This is a genomic window from Kitasatospora nipponensis (assembly GCF_039528135.1).
Taxonomy (GTDB): Bacteria; Actinomycetota; Actinomycetes; order Streptomycetales; family Streptomycetaceae; genus Kitasatospora; species Kitasatospora nipponensis.
The window spans coordinates 81,201-103,031 of sequence record NZ_BAAALF010000006.1; the positions used below are offsets into that span (position 1 = coordinate 81,201).

Here is a 21,831-nt window from a genome sequence, read left to right on the forward strand (position 1 = left end):
GGGTGGGGCAGGCCGGGCGCCGGGCGGGGCGCCCCGGGGAAATCCTGGTGCGCGCGCCCCGCCGGCCGGGCCAGGATCGGCGGATGACCTGGACCCTCTCCGACTCCCTCGAGGAGTTCCGCGCCCGGGCGGCCGACCACCTGGCCGCCCACCCCGTGCAGAACACCGTGCTGTTGACCATCGTGGACCGCCTCGCCGCGGGCGGCCCGGCCGGCGGTGACCCCGCGCTGCCCCCGCTCTTCGGCTGGTGGCGACCCGCCGCGGGGGCTCCGGTGGCCGGGGCCTGGGTGCAGACCCGCCCGCAGCCGGTCCAGTTGAGCCGGATGCCGATCGAGGCGGCCGTCGAGCTCGCGGCGGTGCTGCCGGCCGGCGAGCTGTCCGGGATCTCCGGCGAGGTCGCGACGGCCGAGGCCTTCGCCGCCGCCTGGAGCGAGCGCACGGGCGCGGTGACCGAACCGCACGAGAGCCGGCGGCTGTACCGGCTGGGCGAGTTGTCGCCGCCGTCGGTGGCGGGGCGGCTGCGCCTGGCCGGCGAGGACGACCGGGAGCTGGTGGTCCGCTGGTTCACCGCCTTCGCGGTGGATGCCGGGGTGCGGCTCCAGGGGATCGAGCGGATCGCGGCGCGCCGGCTCGCCGCCGAGGAGATGTGGCTCTGGGAGGACGGCGGGCGCGCGGTGGCGATGGCGGCGGCCTCGCCGGTGCTCGCGGGCATGTCCCGCATCGGACCGGTCTACACCCCGGTCGAGCGGCGCGGGAACGGCTACGCGAGTGCGGCGACGGCCGGCGTCTCGCAGCTGGCGCGCGAGCGTGGCGCGGCCGAGGTGCTGCTCTTCACCGATCTAGCCAACCCGGTCAGCAACTCGATCTACCAGAAGATCGGTTACCGCCCGGTGGAGGACGGCGCGTCCCTGGACTTCCGCTACTGAGCGCCGGCGGGTCCGCTGCCGGCTCAGTCCCAGTCCCAGCGGATCCCCAGCAGGCAGGGGGCCAGGCCGGAGGCGACCAGGTGCACGCAGTGGTGCCCGTCCAGGGTGAGTTCCTCGCTCGCGTACGGCGCCGCGCCCGGGGCGCTGCTGGTGAAGCGGTGGCAGCGCACCGGCAGCGCGGCGGGGTGGAAGGTGACCTGGAGGACGTACTGCCCCGCGCCGGCGTTGAAGCCGCGCACGTACTCGTTGCTGGGGGTGGGTGAGGGCGCGTCGTCGAAGCCGTAGCCGAGCAGGTGCGTCTCGCCGGTCCGCAACCGGCGGTCCAGCAGGAGTTCGGCGATGACGATCCGCGAGGCCTGGTCGCGCCGGACCCGACCCGGGCGGCAGTTCTCCTCGGCCCGCACCGCCACCCGCCGCACGTCGCAGCCCGGGTCGCCCTGGTAGATCGCCAGGTAGCGGTCGATGCCGTCGCGGTGGGCGCGCACCGCGTGCTGCGAGTCGCGGCGCAGCAGGCCGCGCTCGGCGCCGATCCTGATGCGTTCGAGGTGCACCACGGTGTGCAGTCCGGTGTCGCGCGGGCCGGGCAGCTCGGCGAGCAGCTCGTCGACGGCGCTGGCCGGTGCGATCAGGTCGCGGTAGGGGCGGGTGGGGACGGCGGCGTCCGCGCCGGTGTCGGCGGCGCTGCCCGCCGGCCGGGTGCGCGGGCCGAGCAGCCGGGTCAGCGAGTGCGCGGGCAGGTCGAGGACGTCTTCCAACACTCTGACCGCGCGCAGTGATTCGGCCCGTTCGGGCCGGCGCCGGCCCTGCTGCCAGTAACTGAGACTGGTCACGCCGACGTGCACGCCGCGCTGTGCGAGGTGCTCCTGGACGCGGTGCAGGGCCAGGCCCCGCGCGGTCAGCGCGGTGCGCAGGGCGAGATGGAACGGACCGGTGCGCAGCACCGTTGCCAGGTCGGGCAGCGGCGCGCGCCGAGTGCGCGGCACGGCGACCTCCTCCAGGCGTGGTGGTGGTGAATATTCACACGTCCGCGGCCTCTTGTCACCCTTGCGGAGAGCAGCGGCCGCAGCCGTTCACACTCACGGGGCGCTGTTCACACCGGGGTTGTGAGCGCCCACAGCGCCGTTGACCAGCGACGGTCAACGGCCCGATGCTCGGTCACACCCCGCCGCCGATCCGGACGGTGGCGCGGTTCGCGTGTCCCCCACTTCCTTTCCCTGCCTTCTCGCAAGGAGGAAACGCCATGTCCGCTCCCGATCCGGCCCGGTCCCGGCCGAGACTGCGCAAGGCGCTCGCGGTCGCCGCCCTCACGGTGCTCGCACCGGCGCTGACCGCTGCCGCCACCACCCCCGCCTCGGCCGCCGCGGTGCCTGCCCCCACGCAGGTCCGCCCGGCCGCCGCCACCGGCGCGGTGACCAACGCCACCGGTACCTCGAAGAAGCTCAACATCACCATGCAGCAGCAGCAGAACTCCAACTGGTGCTGGGCCGCCAGCGGCGACACCATCGCCAGCTGGTTCGGCTACGACTACAGCCAGAACCAGTTCTGCAACGCCGCGTTCGGCCGTTCCATCAACTCCACCTGCCCCAACAGCCAGGCGGCGCTGGACGACGTGCAGAACGCGCTGAGCTACATCGGCATCAACCCGGGCCGCTACGTCAACGGTTACCTGTACTACAGCACCGTGCAGAGTGAGATCAACAACAACCGTCCGGTCGAGAGCCGGATCCAGTGGTCCTCGGGCGGCGGCCACATGGAGGTGCTGTACGGGTACGACACCAGCAGCAACTGGGTGTACTGGGGCGACCCGTGGCCCTCGGACACCCGCTACAACTGGGCGAGCTACTCGTACTACGTCAGCAACAACTCGTTCTCCTGGACCCACTCCCTGTACCAGATCGGCGCGTGAGGAGGCAGCCATGACGATCCGTCAGACATCCCAGCGGGCGGCCGTGTCGCTGTTGCTCGCCGCGTCGGCCGGCCTGCTGGCCGCGCCGCTCGCCCAGGCCGACAGCGCCCCGCAGTCCCAGTCGCAGGCACAGCAGCAGGCACAGCAGCAGTCGCAGCCGCAGGCGCAGTTCCAGGCGCCGGCCGCCGTCCCGTCGGATGACCTCGCGGCGGCCCAGGCCGCGGTGCGGACCCCGGCGGTGCTCGACCAGCTCGGTCACTTCTTCGCCCGCAAGGGGGTCCCGCCGAACCAGAGCATCCAACTCGGTGCCGCCGCCGAGGCGCAGGCCGCCGCCCAGGCCGCTCCGCGGATCAGCGGCGCGACCGTGCCGGTCTACACGCTCGACGCCGGCTTCGTCACTGGCACCCGGGGTGCGCCAGTGGCCCGGGTCGACTTCACGGCCACCAAGGTGGTCTCCGCGGACGGCCAGGCCGCCTCGGTCTGGGCGGTCCGGCAGAACGGCGGCTGGCAGGTGGTCAACATCGCCTCCGGCAGCGACGAGAACGACTACGCGGCGCAGGGCACGGCGAGCGGCGGCGGTACGGTCTTCCGCGAGCCGCAGGTCAACGCCTGGTACGTGCTGCGCGGCGGTCGGGTGCTGCCGCTGGACGCCGAGGCGCGCAGCTCGGTGGGCGCCGGCGGGGTCAGCCTGGCCGCGTACCAGCAGTTGGTGCACCAGCGGTACGGGGACAAGCTGCCCGGCTCGGCCTACGACAAGGCCGGGATGGGCGGCGGGTTCTCGGCGCAGGCGGCACCGGCCGCCACGGCCGCCACCGGTCTCCCGGTCGCGGCGCTCACGGCCGCCGCGGCGCTCGGGGTGACCGCGCTGACGGGGGCGGGGCTGGCCGCCCGCCGCCGGCGCGGGCGGCGCTGAGCCGCCCGACCGGGGCCGGGTGCCCCCGGGGAGCGCCGTCGCTCCCCGGGGGCACCCGGCGTGCTGGGGTGGCGGGGGCTCAGGACCCGAAGCCCCGCTCCAGGCCGGCGATGGTCCGGTCCAGCAGGTCGGCGATGTCCTCCTCGCCGTCGTGCTCGGCCCAGTACAGGATGGTCTCCGCGCTCGCCGCGGCGAACGCGGCGGCGAGCGTGCGCATCTCGAGCGTCGGCGTCTGCACGCCGGCCCGCCGGGTCAGTACGGTGAGCACCACCTCCTGGGGCTGGGCGGCCTGCTGGAGCATCCGGGCGCGCAGCGCCGGCACCTCCTGCACCAGCCGCAGCCGGAAGAGCAGTTCCTCGCGGTCGTGCTCCATCAGGGCCCGCAGCATCGGCACCACGGCCATCCGGGCGGAGCGGACGAACGACTCGTCGGCCGGCCGGGCCAGCAGGGCGGCGGCCATCGGCGGGTCGTACTCGTCGCTGAGGACCAGGTCCTCCTTGGTCGGGAAGTAGCGGAAGAAGGTGGCCGGCGAGACCTGCGCGGCGGTGGCGATCTGGTCCACCGTGGTGGCGTCGTAGCCCTGCTCGGCGAAGAGCCGGTAGGCCTCGCGGCGCACCGTGCGCCGGGTCTGCTGCTTCTTGCGCTCGCGCAGCGACTGCGGCTCCCGGAACAGCTCGGCGGCCAGGTCACCGGGCTGGGACGCTGAGGGGGCCGCGGTCGGCTGCGCTTCGTTCATGCCAGCGATTGTCCGCGATCGACCGGCGCCGGGGCCAGCGGCGCGGTCACCCGGCCCTCCGCGCGCTCCCGACCCCCGAGCCGCCCGCCGCCCCGCCGCCCACGACATCCGCCGCCGAGCCGCCCGCCGCCCCGCCGCCCGCCGCCCCCGCGTCGGTGTCGTGGCGCGGCATCCGCAGCGCGATCAGCAGCGCGGAGAGCGCGGCGACCACCGCGGAGAGCACCAGCACCACGTCCATCCCGTGCACGTACGCGCCGTGCGCCGCCGCGGCCAGGTCCGGGCGGGCCAGCTGCCGGGCGATGGCGTCGGCGGCGAGCACCGACTGGCCGGCCTGGTGCGCGAGACCGCCGCTCAGGCCGCCCCCGCCCAGCGCGCCGGTGTGCAGCGCGCCGCGGTAGGCGCCGGCGAGCAGGCTGCCGAAGGCCGCCACGCCGATCGCGCCGCCGACCTGGCGCAGCGTCTGCAGCAGGCCGGAGCCGACGCCCGCCCGCTCCCTGGGCAGGTGCGCCATCGCGGCGGCGGAGGCCGGGATCAGCGCCATGCCCAGGCCGAAGCCGAAGAACGGCACCCAGCAGGCGGCCCAGCCGTAGCCGTCCGCCAGGCCGGTGCGGCTGCCGGCCAGGGAGGCCGCGCCGAGCACCAGCAGCCCGGTGACGATCACCGCGCGCGAGCCCAGCTTCCGCGCGAGGCGCTCGCTGAGCTTGGCGGCGACCACCAGGCCCGCCATCATCGGGGTGATCCGCAGCCCGGTGCCCATCGCGTCCACGCCCTGCACGCCCTGGAAGTAGAGGGGAAGCACGAAGAAGGCGCCGAGCATCACCAGCGAGACCAGGAAGACGGCGACCGACGCCCACCGGTAGCCGCGGTCGACCAGCAGGGAGAGGTCCAGCATCGGGTGCGCCTGGCGCCGGCTGCGCACCACCAGCGCGGTGAGCGCGAGCACCGAGCCGGCCAGCATGCCGATGACCAGGGCGTCGGACCAGCCGCGCTCGGGGCCCTCGATGATCCCGTAGGTGAGCGCGGCCAGGCCGCCGGCGGCGAGGGTGGCGGCCAGCGGGTCGATCGCCGGGGTGGCCGGGTTGCGGGACTCGGGCAGCAGCACCAGGCAGGCCACGATGCCCACCGCGACCAGCGGCAGGTTGATCAGGAAGACCGAGCCCCACCAGTAGTGCTGCAGCAGCAGCCCGCCGAGCAGCGGCCCGAGCGGCGCGCCGGCCGCGGTGGCGGCGGTGACGGTGGAGATGGCCCGGCGCCGCTCGGCGGCCGGGAAGAGGCCGGGGATCACCGCCATCGACATCGGCATCACCAGGGCCGCGGCCAGGCCCATCGCGGCGCGCGCCGCGATCAGCGTGCCGGGGCTGTCGGCCAGCATGCCGGTGAGCGAGGCCAGCCCGAACAGGCCCAGGCCCCCGGTGAGCAGCCGGCGCCGGCCGATCCGGTCGCCGAAGAGTCCGGCGGGCAGCAGTAAGGCGGCGAAGGCGAGCGTGTAGGCGTCGACGATCCACTGCTGCTGGCCGGTGGTGGCCTGCAGGGCGCTTGCCATGGTGGGCAGCGCGACGTTGAGGATCGTCTGGTCGAAGCCGAGCACCAGGACGCTGAGCGCCACGGCGACCAGCGCGATCCAGCGCCGCGGGTGGCCGGTGTCCGGGGAGTCGGCGCCGTCCGGGGCGGTGCCGGTGGGCGGGGCGGAGGAGGGCGGGGCGGATGCGCGCATGGTGAACCTCCGGGCAGGCTGGCGAGGCCGATAGAGAGTCGATGTCAAATGAAAGTAACTCTCAGAATTTTCGGACCGTCAAGTGCCCAGCTCCGAGGGGGTGCGCCGATCCCGGTGTCGCTACGGACTGCGTTCGCAGCACCGGGAGTTGATGAAACATTGATGCACTGTTCGCCCGCCGACGACCACGCGCCGTCACGCTCCGTGGATACGATGGGCCATTGGGTTGTCACGGGAGAGGTGGCGGTGGCCGTGAAGGATGCGCGGGATCTTCAGCTCTGGGGCACGGTCGCCGTGGTGGGGGCCGCACTGGCCGTGGTCGCCGCCTACCTGGCCGACGGGGCCCCGCTGGTGTGGGCGGTCGCCACCGTGGAGGTGCTGCTGGTGATGGTCTACGTCGGGCGCCGGTTCCGCTACATGGCCCGCCGGGCCGGGGCCACGCGGGCGGCCGGCCGGGCCCGGGCGGCGGCGGTCCAGCCCGGCGCGCGCGCCGGTGCCGCCCACTGCGAGCGCTGCCGGCGGGTCCATGAGCAACGCGCGGAGAGCGCCGCCCGGCGGGCGACGCTCTCGGTGACGGGGGCCGTGGAGGAGCCGGGCTCAGCGGGCCACGTTGTAGGCCACCAGCGAGACACCCACGTACTGGACGATGAAGGCCCCGAGGGTGAAGGCGTGGAAGACCTCGTGGAACCCGAACCATCGTGGTGACGGGTTGGGGCGCTTGAGGCCGTAGACCACCCCGCCGGCGCTGTAGAGCAGCCCGCCGATGACCAGCAGGGTGATCACGGCGACGCCGCCGGTGCGCAGGAAGTCGGGCAGGAAGAAGACCGCCGCCCACCCCAGCGCGAGGTAGCAGGGCGTGTAGAGCCAGCGCGGCGCGCCGACCCAGAAGACCCGGAACGCTATCCCCGCCAGTGCTCCGCCCCAGACCAGCCAGAGCAGCAGCTGCCGGCGCCCGCCGTCCAGCAGCAGGATGGTGAAGGGCGTGTAGGACCCCGCGATGATCAGGAAGATGTTCGCGTGGTCGAGCCGGCGCAGCACCGCGTCGCCGCGCGGGCCCCAGGTGAAGCGGTGGTAGACCGCGCTGACGCCGAAGAGCAGCCAGGCGCTCGCCGAGTAGACCGCGCAGGCGATCCGCGCCTGGGTCGAGCCGGCCAGGCAGATCAGCACGATGCCGGCGGCCAGGGACGCCGGGAACATCCCCGCGTGCAGCCAGCCGCGCCAGGCCGGCTTGAGCGGCGGCGCGGCCGAGTCCGCTGGGGCCGATGAGGGTATTGAGACTGATGGGGCTGATGAGCCCCCGGTCGATGTCGGGTCGTCGCCGGGCCGGCTGGGTTCGCCGGCGAGGGCGTGATGATCCGCAGTCATGGCGCTCATGCTACCTACGGGCGCGTAGGTTACTGATAAGTAGGAAGTGGCTCTCATCACTTTTGGCCATTCTGGAGTACTCGGCTGTGATCGGGACGACTCCCGGCTCTGCCGCTTCCGCCCTCACGCGCGTCAGTTTTTAGCCATTGAGTAGTAAAACTTGCGGCAAAGCCGCCATCGCGCCATGTTGGCGCCCAAAAGGCGGAGCTACGCTGCAAGCACCCTCAAACCCCCGGACGTCTGCTCAAGGCCGAGCAGGCGCGAAACGGAGCGATCGTGTCGTACGAGAACTCTGCCGTCAGCGCAGCCGCCCCCACCCGCCACCACCGCCTGCTGGCCTGGGTCAGCGAGATCGCCGAGCTCACCGAGCCGGACCGCGTCGAGTGGTGCGACGGCTCGGAGGAGGAGTACCAGCGCCTCGCCGAGCTCCTGGTGGCGCAGGGCACCTTCAGGAAGCTCAACGCCGAGAAGCGGCCCAACTCCTACTACGCCGCCTCGGACCCGAGTGACGTCGCGCGGGTCGAGGACCGCACCTTCATCTGCTCCGAGCAGGAGAAGGACGCCGGCCCCACCAACCACTGGAAGGCCCCCGCCGAGATGCGGGAGATCTTCTCGGGCGCGAACGGGCTGTTCAAGGGCGCCATGAAGGGCCGCACGATGTACGTCGTGCCGTTCTCGATGGGTCCGGTCGGCTCCCCGCTGGCCGCGTACGGCGTCGAGATCACCGACTCCGCCTACGTCGCGGTCTCGATGCGCGTGATGACCCGGATGGGCCAGGCCGTGCTCGACCAGCTCGGCGAGGACGGCGAGTTCGTCAAGGCCGTGCACACCGTCGGGGCCCCGCTGGCCGAGGGCGAGGCCGACGTGGCCTGGCCGTGCAACACCACCAAGTACATCTCGCACTTCCCCGAGACCCGCGAGATCTGGTCCTTCGGCTCCGGCTACGGCGGCAACGCCCTGCTGGGCAAGAAGTGCTACGCGCTGCGGATCGCCTCCACGATGGCCCGCGACGAGGGCTGGCTGGCCGAGCACATGCTCGTCCTCAAGCTCACCCCGCCCACCGGCGAGGCCAAGTACATCGCCGCGGCCTTCCCGAGCGCCTGCGGCAAGACCAACCTCGCCATGCTCCAGCCGACCATCCCGGGCTGGAAGGTCGAGACGATCGGCGACGACATCGCCTGGATGCGCTTCGGCGCCGACGGCCAGCTGCGCGCCATCAACCCGGAGGCCGGCTTCTTCGGCGTCGCCCCCGGCACCGGCACGGACACCAACGCCAACGCCATCGACACCCTGTACGGCAACACGGTCTTCACGAACGTCGCGCTGACCGACGACGGCGACGTCTGGTGGGAGGGCCTGACCGAACAGGCCCCCGCGCACCTGATCGACTGGCGCGGCAACGACTGGACGCCGGACAGCGACACGCCGGCCGCCCACCCCAACGCGCGGTTCGCCGTCCCGGCCGCGCAGTGCCCGACCATCGCCCCGGAGTGGGAGGACCCGGCGGGTGTGCCGATCTCGGCCATCCTCTTCGGCGGCCGCCGGGCCACCGCGGTCCCGCTGGTCACCGAGTCCTTCGACTGGCAGCACGGCGTCTTCCTGGGCTCCAACATCGCCTCCGAGAAGACCGCCGCCGCCGAGGGCACGGTCGGCGAGCTGCGCCGCGACCCGTTCGCGATGCTGCCCTTCTGCGGCTACAACATGGGCGACTACTTCGCGCACTGGCTGAAGCTGGGCGCGCAGGCCGACGCCGCCAAGCTGCCGAAGATCTACTACGTCAACTGGTTCCGCAAGAACGCCGACGGGCAGTTCGTCTGGCCGGGCTACGGCGAGAACAGCCGCGTGCTCAAGTGGATCGTCGAGCGCCTGCAGGGCAGCGGCGAGGGCGTCGACACCCCGATCGGCATCCTGCCGGCCGAGGGCGCCCTGGACCTGGACGGCCTGGACCTCAGCGCCGCGGACCTGGAGCTGCTGCTCACCGTGGACGCCGACATCTGGCGCCAGGAGGCCGCGCTGATCCCGGCCCACCTGGAGCTCTTCGGCGAGTACACCCCCACCGAGCTGTGGGACGAGTACCGGGCGCTGGTCAAGCGCCTGGGCTGACCCGGACCAGGTCCGGCCGTCGCTGCACCAGCGGCGCGGCGGCCGGACCGCAGACGTGTGACCGCAGGCCGGGCCCCGAGGGGGTCCGGCCTGCGGTTGTGCTCTGCGGCTGCAGCTTCGTCTACGGCTGGACGTAGCCCGCCAGGAAGTCGCCGATCCGGGTGACCGCGTCCTCGATCTCCTCCGGGCGCGGCAGCGTGACCAGGCGGAAGTGGTCCGGCTCGGGCCAGTTGAAGCCGCTGCCCTGGACGATCAGGATCCGCTGGGAGCGCAGCAGGTCGAGCACCATCTGCGCGTCGTCCTTGATCTTGTACACCGCCGGGTCGAGCCGCGGGAAGGCGTAGAGCGCGCCCTTCGGCTTGACGCAGCTGACCCCGGGGATCTCGTTCAGCAGCCGGTACGCGGCGTCGCGCGACTCCAGCAGCCGCCCGCCCGGCAGGATCAGGTCCTTGATCGACTGCCGGCCGCCGAGCGCCGCCGCCACCGCGTGCTGGGCCGGCATGTTGGCGCACAGCCGCATGCTCGCCAGCACGGTCAGGCCCTCGATGTAGCTGCGGGCGCGGTGCCGGTCGCCGGAGAGCACCATCCAGCCGGAGCGGAAGCCGGCCACCCGGTACGACTTGGACATCCCGTTGAACGTGACGCAGAACAGGTCCGGGGCCAGGGTGGCCAGCGGGACGTGCACCGCGTCGTCGTAGAGGATCTTGTCGTAGATCTCGTCCGCGTAGATCACCAGCTTGTGCTGCCGGGCGAGTTCGACGATCCCCTCCAGCACCTCCTGCGGGTAGACCGCGCCGGTGGGGTTGTTGGGGTTGATCACCACGATCGCGCGGGTGCGGTCGGTGATCTTCGCCGCGATGTCCGCGAGGTCCGGGTACCACTCGGCCTGCTCGTCGCAGCGGTAGTGCACGGCGGTACCGCCGGCCAGGCTGACCGAGGCGGTCCACAGCGGGTAGTCGGGCGCCGGCACGAGCACCTCGTCGCCGTCGTCCAGCAGCGCGGTCATGGCGAGCTGGATCAGCTCGGAGACGCCGTTGCCGAGGAAGACGTCCTCGACGGTCAGCCCGTGCAGCCCGCGCTCCTCGTACTGCATGACCACCGCGCGCCGGGCCGCCAGCAGGCCCTTGGAGTCGCCGTAGCCGTGCGCGGAGGAGAGGTTGCGCAGGATGTCCTGGAGGATCTCCGGCGGTGCCTCGAAGCCGAACGCGGCCGGGTTGCCCGTGTTCAGCTTGAGGATGCGATGCCCCTGGTCCTCCAGTCGCATCGCCTCGTCGAGCACCGGGCCGCGGATGTCGTAGCAGACATTGGCGAGCTTGCTGGACTGGATGACCTGCATGCGGTCACTGTACGGCTCGCCAACCCCCGGCCGGGCGTGTTCTTGACCACGGGGTGCCGCGGGTGAGGCGCTCACGGGCCGGGCCTGCGGGAGCCACGGCCGGCGGGTGCGGGCGTCACGTCGGGGGCGTCACGTCGGGGGCGGGGCGGGTGGTGGGGCGCCCACCGGCGCGGGCAGCGCGTACAGGGAGCGGCCGAAGGCGGCGTAGAGGAAGGCCTCGTCGCGGGCGAGCTGCCAGCCGGAGCCGAACCGGGAGTCCGGCGCCAGCACGCCGTCGACCCGCCGGCGGGCCAGGTCGACCCGGTAGAGCCGACCGAGTGCGCCGGGCAGGAAGAGGCTGTCGCCGACGACCAGCGGCCGGGCGCCGGAGGGCGGTCCGGGCAGCGCCAGCTCCCAGAGCGGGGTGCCGTCCAGCGAGTCGAAGGCGCTGAGCCGGGGCTCGCCGTCGGCGGCGAGCACCTGGTCCCGGTGGACGGCGGCCGGGGTCCACGCGCCGTCCGCGGCGCCGGCGGGACCGCGGTGCCACAGCTCGCTGCCGTCCGCCTGGCTGATCGCCTGCAGGGTCCGCTCGTCCTGGCCGATCGGCAGGTAGAGCTGCCCGGTGTCGGGGGTGAACCAGCTGCAGCGCCGTGGGGCGGCGGTGGCCGGGTAACTCCAGAGCACTGCTCCGTTCAGCGGCTCCCGCACCACGACGTGACCACTGCTCTCGGCGAAGAGCAGTGCTCCGGTCTGCGTGCGGCCGCGGTAGGCGGAGGCCGTGGTGTTGATCCGCCCGGTCGCCTCGATGGCCTCGGTGAACGACCAGCGCACGTCCCGGGTCGCCACCGAGAGCCCGAACCAGGCGTAGCGGTCGGCCAGTCCGGCGGCCGGCACCGGGCCGCCCCCGTAGACGGCGCTGTCGTTGGCCGCCACCAGCGTGTCCGGGACGATCGGGCCCTCCGCTGTCGGCACCGAGGAGACCGTCCAGTTCACGCTGCCGTCGGCGGCGTTGAGGCAGTGGATGGTCCCGCCGGCCAGCACGTAGCAGAACCGGCCGGCCACCTGCGGACCGGTCGCGGCCGCGGCGGTCGGGTAGGACCACTGGACCACGCCGGTCAGCTGCTGGAGCGCGACCAGCCGGGCGCCGTCGGTGCAGAGCACCAGCCGCTCGTCCGGGGCCGGGACGAACTCCAGGTCCGGGTGGCTGACCTGCCACTGCGGCACCAGCGTCTGCGGCGGCGGCACCGGATCCGACCGGCGGAGCGCGGTGGCCACCGCCACCCCTCCGACCGCCAGGCCGGTCGCGACCCCGGCCCCGCCGAGCAGCAGGCCGCGGCGGGAGAGCGGTCGGGTCGGGGTCGGCGGGGACGGCGGGGGCGGTGAGGTCGGCGAGGTCGGGGGCAGCGGGGTCGACGGGGTCGGCGTCGGCGGCGTGGACGGGGGCGGGGGTGCGCCGTGGGGGCGCCCGCCCGCCGCGCCGGTACGGCTTCGAGGGGCGGTGGGCCACGGCCGCCGGCGGTCCGGCGGTCGCAGGTACCCGTCGGCCTCCCGCACCTCCCGGGCCAGCTCCACCAGCGCCGCCTGGGGCAGCCAGCCCCGGGCGAACGCGGCGGCATCGGCCCGGGCGTCGGCGTCGGCGTGGGCGTCGGCATCGGTCGCGTCGTCGTCGGCCCGGGCCACCGCGCCCGGCGTGGCCCGCAGCCGTTCGCCCAGGGCACGCGCCGTCGGCCGGTCGGCGGGATCCCGCGAGAGCGCCTCGGCCAGCACCGGCCGCAGCGAGGCGGGCACCGCCCGCAGGTCGGGACCGGGGTGGACCAGCCGACCCAGCGGCCCCGGCAGCACGGTCGGCTCCGCCGGCTCCCACGCCCGGTCCCGCTCCTGCTCCGGCTCCCGTTCCCCCGCACCGCCCGCCGGCCGCACGCCGCCCGGTGGCCCGTGCGGGTCGGCGGCCAGCGCGGGGGCCAGCACGGCGGCCAGCGCGTACACGTCGCCCGCCGGCCCGGCCCGGAACCCGGCCGCCTGCTCGGGCGGCATGTAGCCGGGCGTGCCGAGCACCGCGCCGGTGCGGGTCAACGCCGGTGCCCCGGCGATCCGGGCCAGCCCGAAGTCGATCACCCACGGCCCGTCCGGGGTGACCAGCACGTTGGACGGTGTCAGGTCCCGGTGCGCCAGCCCCGTCGCGTGCAGCGCGGTCAGCGCCCGGGCCACCGCGGCGCCCAGCAGGCGGACCGCCGGCTCGGGCAGCGGCCCGCAGCGCGCCACCAGCTCGCCCAGGGCCAGGCCCGGTACGTACTCGGTGGCCAGCCACGGCGGTTCGGCCTCCGGGTCGGCCGCCAGCAGCGGCACCAGGTGCGGACCGGCGACCGCGCGCGCGGCCGTCACCTCCGCCCGGAACCGGGGCCGGTAGTCGTGCCCGCGGGCGTACTCGGCCCCGACCACCTTGACCGCCACCGTGCGCGCCGTGGCGCCACGTCCCGATCGGGCCAGGTAGACCCGGCCCATGCCGCCGGCGCCGAGCAGCGCCAGCAGTTCGTAGGGACCGGCGGTGCGCGGGTCGTCCGGCCCGAGTGGCTCTGGCGCCATGCGGCTGATCCTCCGTGCGACGGTGGTGACGACTGGTCAGCTCACCACTGTGACGGGAGGGATGGGCCGCGGGGAAGGGTGGCGTCCCCCTCTCCGCGGCTCCGGTCGGCGCGAGCCGCTCGGCGAGCCGGGGTCAGACGTCGATCCGCTCGGCAGTCCGGTCGGCGATCCGGGTCAGACCGGCGGCAGGGCGTAGATCGTCGCGCCGAAGGTGGCGAAGAGCCGCTCGCCGTCCGTGCTGAGGAACCAGTCGTCGCCGGTGTTCAGGCCGTTCTTGAAGGTCCAGCGGATCCTGGCCTGCTTGACGTCGATCGCGTAGACGCCCTCGTCGCCCGCGCCCGGCACGAAGAGCGTCTCCTTGACCAGCAGCGGCGCGGCCAGCGCGGAGGGGCGCCGCGGGACCGGGCAACTCCACAGCTTCGTACCGTCCTTGGCGCTCCAGGCGGTGACCGCCGCGGTGCCGTCGGTGCCGTAGACCACGCCGTTCGCCACCGTCACCGGCGTGTACATCCGCTGCTCGCCCGCCGGGACCCGGTTCTGCCAGACCTGGCCGCCGTCGGACAGCCGGACCGCCTGAAGGCCGTTGCCCCCGGCCAGGCAGTACGCCTGGGTGGCGTCGGCGGCGAACGGGAAGGCCGCCTTGGCGCCGGTGGCGGCGAACCAGAGCTGCCGGCCGTCCTGGCCGCTGCGCGCCACCAGGTTCTCCTGGTCGTCGGTGTAGTACAGCGAGCCGCCCGCGACCAGGCTGTCGACCAGCGGGTCGGTCCCCGCCTTGCGCTGCTGGAACCAGAGTTGCTGCGAGCCGGCGAGCGAGAAGGCCAGCACGCCGTCGGTTCCGGTGGTGCCGGCCTCGCCGGCCGGCAGGATGCTCGCCAGCAGGTAGACGGCCTGCTGGTCGGCGCCGAGCAGGATGCCGGGGGAGATCGTGTTGCCGCCGGGGTCCTTGCGGGCGGACTTCCAACTCGGTTGCCCGCTCACCGAGTCGTAGCCACTGACCGCGTCGAAGCTGCTGGTGTAGACCCGGCCGGCGCCGACCGCCGCGAAGGTGGCGCTGACGTCCCGGCGGGCCCACTTCTCCTGGCCGGTCACCGCGTCGATCGCCACCAGGCCCGCGCCCTGCGGGTGCACCATGCCCCGGGAGACCAGCGCGGGCGCACTGGAGAGCCGCCCCTGCGCGGGGTAGGTCCAGAGCGGCTGTGGCGGGACGCCGTCCGCGCGCGACTGCGAGGGGACCGGGACGGGCTGCGCGGAGCCGCCCGCCGAGCCACCCGCCGAGGCGGCCGGGGAGCCCGCGGGGGTGGTGGAGCCGGCCGAGCCGCCCGCCAGCGGCTTGCCCGGGCCGCCGCCGGACCCGGAGAGCGCCCAGCCGATGCCACCCGCCGCCGCGAGCGCGAGCGCCCCGCCGCCGGCCAGCAGCAGACCGCGCCGCGACGGCCGGTCGCCGGTGGCGGTGGCGGTGCCGGTGGTCGCGCCGGCGGTGGTGGGCGGCAGCGGTGTGGTGGGTGCGGTGGGAGCGCCGGAGCCGGAGGAAGCGCCCAGCCGCACCGTGCCGCCGTCGCCGCCGCCCGTGGTGGCCGCGCCGTCCACCGTGGTCGGTGCGTACGGCGTGGCCTGCGCCTGCGCCTGCGCCTGCGCCGTCCCGCGGGCCGGCGTCTCCATGTCCATCACCGTCGCCGCGTGCCGGGCCAGCGCGGAGGCGACCGGCACCGGAAGCCAGCCGTCGCGCAGCGCGGCCTGCGCGCCGTCCGGCGCCAGCAGCCCGACCAACTGCTCGGGCGTGGGCCGCCGGGCCGGGTCCTTGGCCAGGCAGCCGCCGATCACCTCGCGCAGCGCCGGCGGCAGCGCGCCCAGCTCCGGCTCGTCGTGGACGACCCGGTAGAGCTGGGCGGCCGCTCCCGAGTCGCTGTCGAACGGGCCGTGCCCGGTGGCCGCGTAGAGCAGCACCGAGGCGAGCGAGAAGACGTCGCCGGCCGGGCCCATCGGCCGGCCCGACGCCTGCTCGGGGCACATGTAGCCGGGCGAGCCGACCACCACACCGGTCCGGGTGAACTGGTCGCCGTCCATCGCCCGGGCGATGCCGAAGTCGATCAGCCGGGGACCGTCGGCGGCCAGCAGCACGTTGGACGGCTTCAGGTCCCGGTGCACGAGTCCGGCCGCGTGCACCGCCCGCAGCGCCTGCGCCAGGCCCGCGCCGAGCGCGCGCACCGAGGACTCGGGCAGCGGACCGTGCGTGCGCACCGCCTCGGTCAGCGACGGGCCCAGCACGTAGGCGGTGGCCAACCACGGGATGGGGCCGCCGAGTTCGGCGTCCACCACGGGCGCGGTGTAGGCCCCGTCCACCGCCCGGGCGGCCGCCACCTCGCGGCCGAACCGTTCGCGGAACTCGGCGTCCCCGGCCAGTTCGGTGCGGACCACCTTGACGGCCACCGTCCGTCCGCCCGCCGAACGGGCCAGGTACACCCGGCCCATGCCGCCCTCGCCCAGCCGGGCGAGCAGTCGGTACGGGCCGATGGCCTCGGGATCTGTGCTGTCCAGCGGTTCCATGGCAGGGCTCCCCGTTCGGTGCTCGTGCGATCGCGTGATCGATCGTCACGATTCGCTCGACCCGTGATCGTACGGGTCCTAGGCTCGGCGCAGCAGAGGCAGGGGAGAGGAGCAGCTGTGATCGGAACGGTCCTGGGAGCACTCGCCGGCGCCCGCCGCCCCCGGGCTGGGGGCCGCGGCCACCCGGCTCGCGGTCCCGTACGGCGAGCCGGCCCACGTCTGCGACTGCGGCCGCGCCTCGCGCCTGCTGGCTCCGGGGGGCCGCTGCCCGGGCTGCGCCGCGCGGCTCGGACCGGCGCCGCTGACGGTGGAGGCGGTCGCGGTGCTGGTCGGCGCGGCGGTCGGGGCCTCGGCGAGCTGGCCGCTGGGCCCGCTGCTGGTCTACGTCGCCCTGCTCGCCGTCGTGCTCGCCTTCGTGGACGTCGCCGTGCACCGCCTGCCCGACTCCCTCACCCTGCCGCTGGCGCTGGGCACCGCCGTGCTGCTGACGGCGGCGGCCCTGCTCGAGGACCGCCCGGCCGTGCTGACCCGCTGCCTGCTCGGCGCCGGCGCCCTCTTCCTCTTCTACGGCCTGCTGGCCCTGCTCGGCCCGATGGGCCTGGGCGACGTCAAGCTCGCCCCGACCCTCGGCGCGGTGCTCGCCTGGTACGGCTGGCGCACCCTCGTCGACGGCGCCTTCGCCGGCTTCCTGCTGGCCGCCCTCTGGGGACTGGCGCTGCTCCTCACCGGCCGCGCCAAGGCCAGGGATCCGCTGCCCTTCGGCCCCTGCATGCTGCTCGGCGCCCTGCTGGCGCTGCTGACGACGACCTGAACCGCCGGGCACGCCGGTGCGGGCACCCCGGGCACGGGCACCCCGGGCACGGCCGGCCGGGGCCGGGCGCCTGGCAGGATGTCGCAGATGAGCGAGCAGAACGTCACCCTGACGACCTGGCACCTGGAGCAGGACTCCGCCGCCCACGTCCGTGCCGTGCCCGCGCCCGCGGGGCTGGAGCTGCGGATCGTGCGGGCGGAGCTGATCGGGCCGGAGTTCGCACGGTTCCTCTACACGGCGGTGGGCGGCGCCTGGACCTGGACGGACCGGTTGCCGTGGACCTACGAGCAGTGGGCGCGGTGGCTGGCCAAGGACGGGTCCGAGACCTGGGTCGCCTGGGTCCACGGGACCCCCGCGGGGTACGTCCAGTTGGAGCCGCACCCGGACGGCGTGGTGGAGATCGCCTACTTCGGCCTGCTGCCGGCCTTCATCGGCCGGGGACTCGGCGGGCACCTGCTCGGCGTCGGCCTGCAGCGTGCCTGGGACCTGGCCGAGCGCCACCCGGACCTGCCGGCCACCCGGCGGGTCACCGTGCACACCTGCTCGCTGGACGGACCGGCCGCGCTGCACACCTACCAGGCGCGCGGCATGCTCCTGTTCCGCACCGAGACGACCGAGCAGCCGGCGCTCGTCACCCCGGGCCCCTGGCCGGGCGCCGGGCCCACCACCGGCGCGGCGGGAGTCGGTTCGCGGACGACGTAGGCTCTCGGACATGAAGGCTGGGGATGGGGACGGAGCCGGGGTCGGGGACGAGGTCGGGGACACCGACGGCGACGCGCAGGTGATCGGGAGCGGCCGCCGGGCGGCGACCGTCGTCACGGCCGTCGTGCTGAGCCTGGTCGCGGGCGGGCTGCTGGTGCTGCTCGGTGCGCGGTTCGGCTGGCACCTGGGCTTCGCCTGGCTGGCGGCGAAGGGCGTGGCCAAGGCCGCCGTCGCGGTGCCGGTCGCCGCCCTCGCGGTGGCCGCCTGGTGGCGCGCACGCCGCTCCGCGCAGAGCGGCGGCGACAGTGAAGCCGACAGCAGCAGCACCACCGCCGCCACCAGCACCACCGGCGCCGAGTAGCCAGCGCGCGGTCAGCACGGGAACCGACCGCCGTGGGCACCGACGACGGCGGGGCGCCGCACCTGTTCGGTGCGGCGGGCCCCGCCGGGTGCGCTCCCGGCCCCTCCCTCAAGAGGCCGTCCGCGCGGGGGACGTGCGGCTGGTGGCTACTTCATGCCGTGCGCGTGGTTGCCCACGTTGGTGGAGAAGTCGTTGCCGTTCTTGGCGTCCCAGTTGGTCGACCAGGCCATCGCGCCACGGATGGTGGGCCACTTGGCCGGCGGCACGAAGCTGCCGCAGTTGGTGCCGGTCGCCAGGCAGTCCAGCGCGTTGTTCACCACGGTGGAGTTGACGTAGCCGCCGCCCGCCGCCTGGCTGGAGGCCGGGACGCCGATGCCCACCTGGGACGGGTCGAGGCCGCCCTGGATGTGCGTGCAGACCTGGCTGGTGATGAAGTCCTCGGTGCCCTGGTTGTAGACCTTGCCGTCGCAGCCGGGCATGCCGCCGGAGTTGTAGAACTGGGTGTTGACGACGGTGAGGATGTCCTTGACGCCCAGCGCGAGCTGGAAGTAGCCGCTGCTGGTGGTGTACATGTCCAGCGTCTGCGGGGCCATCGTCAGTACGAAGCCGCTGCCGACCTTGCTCGCCAGGCTGTGCAGGCCCTGCGCCATGTAGGTCGGGCTGATGCCGTTCTCGAGGTCGATGTCGACCCCGTCGAAGCCGTACTGCTGGATCAGCGCGTAGGCGCTGTTGGCGAAGTTGGCGGCCGCGGTGGCGTCGCCCACGGTGATCGCGCCGTTCTGGCCGCCGATCGACAGCACGACCTTCTTGCCGGCCGCGTGCTTGGCGGCGATGTCGGCCCGGAACTGGGCGTCGGTGTAGCCGCCGAGGTTCTTGGCGAGGGTCGGGTCGAGGGTGAAGGTGATGCCGCCGGTCTTGGACGGGTCGGCGTCGGCGAAGGAGACCGCGATGATGTCGTAGTTCGCCTGGACGTCGGCGAGCTTCTGGTCGGTGGCGCCGTTGTCGAAGTTCTGCCAGTAGCCGGTGATGACGTGCTTGGGCAGCCCGGTCGACGGCGGCGGCGTGGTGGTGGAGGTCGGCGTCGGGGTCGGCGTCGGCGTCGGCGTGGGCGTGGGCGTGGGCGTGGGCGTGGGCGTGGGCGTGGGCGTCGGGGTGGGAGTCGGCGTGGGCGTCGGCGTCGGCGTCGGGGTGGGAGTCGGCGTGGGCGTCGGCGTCGGAGTCGGCGTGGGCGTGGGCGTGGGCGTCCCCGTCCCGCCCGGCCCGGTCAGCGTGATGTCGTCCGCGTCGTACGCGCCCTGCCCGTACCACCCGTGCACGTAGAGCGTGACGCTCCTGGTGCTCGCGCCGGTGGTGAAGGTGCTGCTCAGCTGGTTCCAGGAGGTCTGGCTCGACCAGCTGCTCGGGTCGGTGCCGCCGGTGCCGCTGGCGCCCAGGTAGACGTACGGGCCCTGCACCCAGCCGGCCAGCGTGTAGCTGGAGTTGGGCTGCACGGCGATGGTCTGGGTGCACTGCGCGGTGTCCGAGCCGCTCGGCGTGGCCTGCAGCGCGCCGGTGCCGCTGTGCACCGGGGAGCCGACCGCGCTCGCGGTGCCCGTGCAGACCCAGCCGGTCAGGCCGGACTCGAAGCCGCCGTTGGAGACCAGGTTGCCGACCGCGGCGCTCGCTCCGCCGGCGAAGAGGGCCAGGCCGGTGCCGGCCAGGGCGAGCGCGGTGGTGCCGGCGGCCAGCGCGGGCAGCGCACGGCGGCGGCGACGGTGGGTGGGGATGACCGTCCGGGTCATACGGGCCATGACGACTCTCCTGGGGGAGGAGGAGAGGAGCCGCCGCGGTGGGGGTCGCGGCGGCCCCGCGTGGGGGAGGGAGGTACCGCAAATCAGCTGCGAGGAGCAGCGGTTGAACGCGCAACCGCTTGACGAACAAGCTGGACTAGACCAATGGCATGCGTCAAGCACCGATCCGCCGACTTACGACTCCGTTAAGGATCCGGAGACCTGACCGTGTCCGGCCGTCCCGGGCGGGTCACCGCAGGTCGTGAGTCGATCGCCGGGAGTGCGGGAGGGCTTCCGCGACCTGCGGCTTTCCTCCTGGCCAGGGGGTCGGAGTAGGCTTCTGCGGGACCCGTGGCAGCGAGGGCCGGGGGATCTGAGGGGGCGAGAGCTCAGAGGGGCTGAATCGTGATGGGTCTGCGTGATCTGGTCGACCGCACGCCGGGTCTGCGAAGCCTGTTGGGCGGCATGTACCGCCTCTACGGCCAGCGGGTCGAGGCGCACCTGGCCCGCACCCCGCACCACGTCGCCGTGATCATGGACGGCAACCGCCGGTGGGCCAAGGCGGCCGGCGGCACCACGGCCTACGGTCACCAGCGCGGCGCCGACAAGATCGCCGAGTTCCTCGGCTGGTGTGACGAGACCAAGATCGAGGTCGTCACCCTCTACATGCTCTCCACCGACAACCTCTCGCGCCCCGCCGACGAGCTGGTCCCGCTGCTGGGCATCATCGAGGACGCGGTGGCCAAGCTGGCCGAGGTCCGCCGCTACAAGATCCGCCCGATCGGCACCCTCGACCTGCTGCCGCAGCGCACCGCGGAGATCCTCAAGACCGCGGCCACCAACACCGCGCACCTCGAGGGCATCACGGTCAACGTCGCGGTCGGCTACGGCGGCCGCCACGAGATCGCCGACGCGGTCCGCTCGCTGCTCCAGGAGCACGCCGACCGCGGCACCTCGATCGAGGAGCTGGCCGAGCTGCTGGACGTCGAGCACATCGCCGAGCGCCTCTACACCAAGGGCCAGCCCGACCCCGACCTGGTGATCCGCACCTCGGGGGAGCAGCGGCTGTCGGGCTTCCTGCTCTGGCAGAGCGCGAACAGCGAGTTCTACTTCTGCGAGGCGTACTGGCCGGCCTTCCGCAAGGTCGACTTCCTGCGGGCGCTGCGCGCCTACGGCGAGCGCAACCGCCGCTACGGGGGCTGACCCGCGTCCGGAGTCCGGGGAGCGGTGGCCCGCACTCCGGACGAACCGGAGGCCGACATTCCATCGGGATGTTCCCGGGCGGGCCCCCACGGCAAACCTTCACCAGGAGTGATCTCCGAGTTCACCTCCGGCGGCATGCCCGACGCCTCGTCAGGGCATACACATGGCAGACCGGCACCCTGCCCATCGGGGTCGCGGGGGCCGGTGAGCCGCGGGTGACGCAGGGTCGCCCGCCCTGGAGGCCTAGTGGTCAGTACCAAGAGCCGCCGGACACCAGACCGGCGCACGTACGTCCTTGACACCAGCGTGCTCCTGGCCGACCCGCTCGCCATGACGCGCTTCGAGGAGCACGAGGTCGTGCTCCCGATCGTGGTGGTCACCGAGCTGGAGGCCAAGCGGCACCACCCCGAACTGGGCTACTTCGCCCGGCAGGCCCTGCGTCTGCTGGACGACTACCGGGTCCGGTACGGCCGGCTCGACGAGCCCATCCCGGTCGGGGAGATCGGCGGATCCATCCGCGTCGAGCTGAACCACTCGGACCCCTCCGTGCTGCCGGCCGGCTACCGGGTCGGCGGCGGCGAGGCGGACACCCGGATCCTCGCGGTCGCCCGCAACCTGCAGGCCGAGGGGTACGACGTCACCGTCGTCTCCAAGGACCTGCCGATGCGGATCAAGGCCAGTGCGGTCGGCCTGCTCGCCGAGGAGTACCGGGCGGAGCTGGCGGTCACCTCCGGCTGGACCGGCATGGCCGAACTCCAGGTGCCCGGCGACCAGGTGGACGAGCTCTTCAGCGCACCGCACGACGCCGCCGTCCAGGTGGACGGCGCGGACGAGCTGCCGGTGCACACCGGGCTGGTGCTGGCCTCGGAGCGTGGTCGGG

The 21,831-nt window shown here is 74.1% G+C and carries 18 protein-coding genes; 10 read left to right on the top strand and 8 right to left on the bottom strand.

The features are described from left to right. Positions 1-83: 83 nt before the first annotated feature. Complete coding sequence (locus ABD323_RS03565; RefSeq protein WP_344438977.1) at positions 84-926, top strand: GNAT family N-acetyltransferase; 843 nt, start codon at positions 84-86, stop codon at positions 924-926. Between the two features lie 23 nt (positions 927-949). Here the strand turns inward: ABD323_RS03565 and ABD323_RS03570 are convergent, their stop codons facing one another. Further along, positions 950-1,909: a hypothetical protein gene (locus tag ABD323_RS03570; protein ID WP_344438979.1), complete on the bottom strand. Its 960-nt coding sequence runs from the start codon at positions 1,907-1,909 to the stop codon at positions 950-952. A 257-nt stretch (positions 1,910-2,166) separates the two neighbouring features. On the opposite strand from ABD323_RS03570, the gene ABD323_RS03575 reads away from it, so the two are divergent. Beyond that, a complete protein-coding gene (locus ABD323_RS03575; protein ID WP_344438981.1) occupies positions 2,167-2,832 on the top strand; it encodes a papain-like cysteine protease family protein in 666 nt (221 codons plus the stop codon). 10 nt (positions 2,833-2,842) lie between these two features. Then, positions 2,843-3,745 (top strand): hypothetical protein, encoded by a 903-nt coding sequence (locus ABD323_RS03580; protein WP_344438983.1) that lies wholly within the window; start codon positions 2,843-2,845, stop codon positions 3,743-3,745. 79 nt (positions 3,746-3,824) lie between these two features. Here ABD323_RS03580 and ABD323_RS03585 read toward each other — a convergent pair whose 3' ends face one another. Beyond that, positions 3,825-4,481: a TetR family transcriptional regulator gene (locus ABD323_RS03585; protein WP_344438986.1), complete on the bottom strand. Its 657-nt coding sequence runs from the start codon at positions 4,479-4,481 to the stop codon at positions 3,825-3,827. 46 nt (positions 4,482-4,527) lie between these two features. Continuing rightward, on the bottom strand, positions 4,528-6,195 hold the full coding sequence (locus ABD323_RS03590; RefSeq protein ID WP_344438988.1) for a DHA2 family efflux MFS transporter permease subunit: 1,668 nt from the start codon (positions 6,193-6,195) through the stop codon (positions 4,528-4,530). A gap of 246 nt (positions 6,196-6,441) precedes the next feature. On the opposite strand from ABD323_RS03590, the gene ABD323_RS03595 reads away from it, so the two are divergent. Continuing rightward, the gene (locus tag ABD323_RS03595; protein WP_344438990.1) at positions 6,442-6,900 is read left to right on the top strand and encodes a hypothetical protein; all 459 of its coding nucleotides are present in this window, start codon (positions 6,442-6,444) and stop codon (positions 6,898-6,900) included. On the opposite strand, the gene trhA is transcribed toward ABD323_RS03595, so the two are convergent. Further along, positions 6,793-7,569, bottom strand: coding sequence for a PAQR family membrane homeostasis protein TrhA (gene trhA / locus ABD323_RS03600; protein WP_425555846.1), 777 nt, complete (start codon positions 7,567-7,569; stop codon positions 6,793-6,795). The two genes, ABD323_RS03595 and trhA, sit on opposite strands and share 108 nt — an antisense overlap. Before the next feature lie 267 nt (positions 7,570-7,836). Here trhA and ABD323_RS03605 point away from each other — a divergent pair, with 267 nt between their 5' ends. Further along, positions 7,837-9,663, top strand: a complete 1,827-nt coding sequence (locus ABD323_RS03605; RefSeq protein WP_344438994.1) for a phosphoenolpyruvate carboxykinase (GTP) — start codon at positions 7,837-7,839, stop codon at positions 9,661-9,663. 121 nt (positions 9,664-9,784) lie between these two features. Here the strand turns inward: ABD323_RS03605 and ABD323_RS03610 are convergent, their stop codons facing one another. The 3 genes from ABD323_RS03610 to ABD323_RS03620 form a co-directional block, all read right to left on the bottom strand. Beyond that, on the bottom strand, positions 9,785-10,999 hold the full coding sequence (locus ABD323_RS03610) for a pyridoxal phosphate-dependent aminotransferase (RefSeq protein ID WP_344438996.1): 1,215 nt from the start codon (positions 10,997-10,999) through the stop codon (positions 9,785-9,787). Positions 11,000-11,128: 129 nt separating this feature from the next. Beyond that, entirely contained in the window at positions 11,129-13,561 is a 2,433-nt protein-coding gene (locus tag ABD323_RS03615; RefSeq protein WP_344438998.1) for a protein kinase domain-containing protein, read from the bottom strand. A 174-nt stretch (positions 13,562-13,735) separates the two neighbouring features. Then, positions 13,736-16,105, bottom strand: a complete 2,370-nt coding sequence (locus ABD323_RS03620) for a protein kinase domain-containing protein (protein ID WP_344439000.1) — start codon at positions 16,103-16,105, stop codon at positions 13,736-13,738. Between the two features lie 307 nt (positions 16,106-16,412). On the opposite strand from ABD323_RS03620, the gene ABD323_RS03625 reads away from it, so the two are divergent. The 3 genes from ABD323_RS03625 to ABD323_RS03635 all read left to right on the top strand — a co-directional run bounded on the left by ABD323_RS03625 (position 16,413) and on the right by ABD323_RS03635 (position 17,979). Next, complete coding sequence (locus ABD323_RS03625; RefSeq protein ID WP_344439002.1) at positions 16,413-16,916, top strand: prepilin peptidase; 504 nt, start codon at positions 16,413-16,415, stop codon at positions 16,914-16,916. An 87-nt stretch (positions 16,917-17,003) separates the two neighbouring features. Then, a complete protein-coding gene (locus ABD323_RS03630) occupies positions 17,004-17,618 on the top strand; it encodes a GNAT family N-acetyltransferase (protein WP_344439005.1) in 615 nt (204 codons plus the stop codon). Between the two features lie 10 nt (positions 17,619-17,628). Next, positions 17,629-17,979, top strand: coding sequence for a hypothetical protein (locus ABD323_RS03635; protein ID WP_344439007.1), 351 nt, complete (start codon positions 17,629-17,631; stop codon positions 17,977-17,979). Positions 17,980-18,125: 146 nt separating this feature from the next. On the opposite strand, the gene ABD323_RS03640 is transcribed toward ABD323_RS03635, so the two are convergent. Further along, the gene (locus tag ABD323_RS03640; protein WP_425555847.1) at positions 18,126-19,760 is read right to left on the bottom strand and encodes a chitinase; all 1,635 of its coding nucleotides are present in this window, start codon (positions 19,758-19,760) and stop codon (positions 18,126-18,128) included. A 396-nt stretch (positions 19,761-20,156) separates the two neighbouring features. On the opposite strand from ABD323_RS03640, the gene ABD323_RS03645 reads away from it, so the two are divergent. Then, the gene (locus ABD323_RS03645; protein ID WP_344439012.1) at positions 20,157-20,951 is read left to right on the top strand and encodes an isoprenyl transferase; all 795 of its coding nucleotides are present in this window, start codon (positions 20,157-20,159) and stop codon (positions 20,949-20,951) included. A gap of 246 nt (positions 20,952-21,197) precedes the next feature. Continuing rightward, positions 21,198-21,831, top strand: a 634-nt coding sequence (locus ABD323_RS03650; RefSeq protein ID WP_344439014.1) for a PIN domain-containing protein, incomplete at its 3' end; no start/stop codon positions are given.